Origin of the sequence: Mycobacterium sp. (assembly GCF_049683355.1) — a bacterium.
Taxonomy (GTDB): Bacteria; Actinomycetota; Actinomycetes; order Mycobacteriales; family Mycobacteriaceae; genus Mycobacterium.
The window spans coordinates 1-1768 of record NZ_JBAUJB010000354.1; the positions used below are offsets into that span (position 1 = coordinate 1).

2 protein-coding genes, 1 tRNA gene and 1 pseudogene are annotated in these 1768 nt (G+C 68.0%); 3 read left to right on the plus strand and 1 reads right to left on the minus strand.

The features are described 5' to 3' along the window. The coding region (locus WA944_RS20255) for a DALR anticodon-binding domain-containing protein (protein WP_526647284.1) at positions 1-784 on the minus strand (784 nt) is incomplete at its 3' end. A 168-nt stretch (positions 785-952) separates the two neighbouring features. On the opposite strand from WA944_RS20255, the gene WA944_RS20260 reads away from it, so the two are divergent. The 3 genes and pseudogenes from WA944_RS20260 to WA944_RS20270 all read left to right on the plus strand — a co-directional run. Next, positions 953-1028, plus strand: a tRNA-Arg gene (locus tag WA944_RS20260). 85 nt (positions 1029-1113) lie between these two features. Then, positions 1114-1197, plus strand: a pseudogene (locus WA944_RS20265) (zinc finger domain-containing protein); the annotation flags it as partial. Positions 1198-1242: 45 nt separating this feature from the next. After that, on the plus strand, positions 1243-1768 hold a 526-nt coding region (locus tag WA944_RS20270), incomplete at its 3' end, for a DUF6315 family protein (protein ID WP_526647285.1).

Below are 1768 nucleotides of genomic sequence, written 5' to 3' on the forward strand. Positions count from 1 at the left end.
GACCGGAGGTGTGCATCGAGTCTTCGTGGGTGTAGACGTCGAAGTCGGTGCCGAACTGGTGCAGCGATTCCTTGATGTGGTCGAACATCAGGTTCACGCCGACCCCACGGAAGGTCTCGCGCATCTCGCTGTCGGGCAGGCCCAGTGCGTCGGGTTCCTTCTCGAGCACCGCCGAGGCGATGTCGGCGATGTAGGAACCGGCGTAGCCGTCCTCGGGGGCGGGCTCGCCCTTGGCGGCGGCGATCAACGAGTTGGTGAACCGGTCGATCTGCGCGCCGTGGTCGTTGAAGTAGTACTCCCGTACCACCTCGGCGCCCTGGGTGCTCAGCAGCCGGCCCAGCGCGTCGCCGACGGCCGCCCACCTGGTCCCACCGATGTGGATGGGCCCGGTGGGGTTGGCCGAGACGAACTCGAGGTTGACCTCGACGTTCAGGTCCGCCGAGGTGCCGTAGCCGGCGCCGGCGGCGATGACCTTCCCGACGATGACGTTCTGGGCCGACGCCTCGATCCGGAGGTTGACGAACCCGGGTCCGGCGACGTCCGCGGTCGCGATGCCGCGCTGCTCGGCCAGCGCCGCGGCGAGCCAGCCGGCCAGTTCGCGCGGGTTGGCGCCGACCTTCTTGCCCAGTTGCAGGGCCAGGTTGGTGGCGTAGTCGCCGTGCTCGGAGTTGCGGGGCCGCTCGACGGTGACGGTCGCAGGCAGCGCGGCGGGGTCGAGGGCGTGCTCGGCCAGCACCGCGGCGGCGGTGGTCCTGAGCAGCTCAGCCAGATCGGCGGGGGTCACGGGGGTCCATCCTATGGTCTGGGGTCATCGCGCCCCGAATCCATTACGGCGTCGTGCTGCGGGCTGAGGTTTTTTCGGCATCGCGGCCGGGGATCCGTCCGTTGACGGGGCGCCCGACAAGATGCGTTAGTCTGTGCAGGCCCATTCGGCGCAGCTGATCCAGCACGCGCCCCCGTAGCTCAGGGGATAGAGCGTCCGCCTCCGGAGCGGAAGGCCGCAGGTTCGAATCCTGCCGGGGGCACCATCTGACCAGCACAGATGCGTGTCTGCGCAAGATACGCACAACTAGACACCCTGGGTGGCTCCGAATCGATGGGAGCCCAGCCCGGATGACCACTACCGAACCGCACCCCGCCCTCGGCCACCGCTGCCCGTTCTGCCACGCAGACCCAGGCCAGGCATGCCGGACCCATCGCGGCCGAGGCCACGAACTCGGCCATCCCCATTCTCGGCAGATCATGTTGTCCCGACCGGATCTCCAGGCGGTCGTGGCTGCCGCAAAGGTGCCCGCGCCGGCGCTCTGCTGCGAGTGCGGCAACCTGCGCACGGTCAGCACGGACTACCACTTCGGAATCGACGACGAGAACCGCGGCAATGGCTTGTTCATGGACCCGCGGGGCTGGATCGAGACCGGCACGCTCAAGTGCTCCCATTGCGGCACTCGGACCCGTCACGCGCTGCTGAATAAGGAAGGCAAGCGCGACTACGCCGAGGACTACCAACGCTATGTTCTGGGCGGCGACTGGGATAGCCGCTGGGCACCCGACCGTGAGCAGCTCCGTGAGCGATACTTCGCGCAGTTCCCGCGTAACCCCTTTGTGCAACACAAGTGGTGGAAGTCAGCCGAGGACCAAGCACGCAAAGACGGGAAACAGTGGTTCCCATCGATGTGCGGCGAGCTGGTCGAGCTACCCGACTCCCCCCGCGGCGGCGCGACGATCAGCGAGGGCCTGGCGCCCACGCAGATCACCGACCCCGACCGTG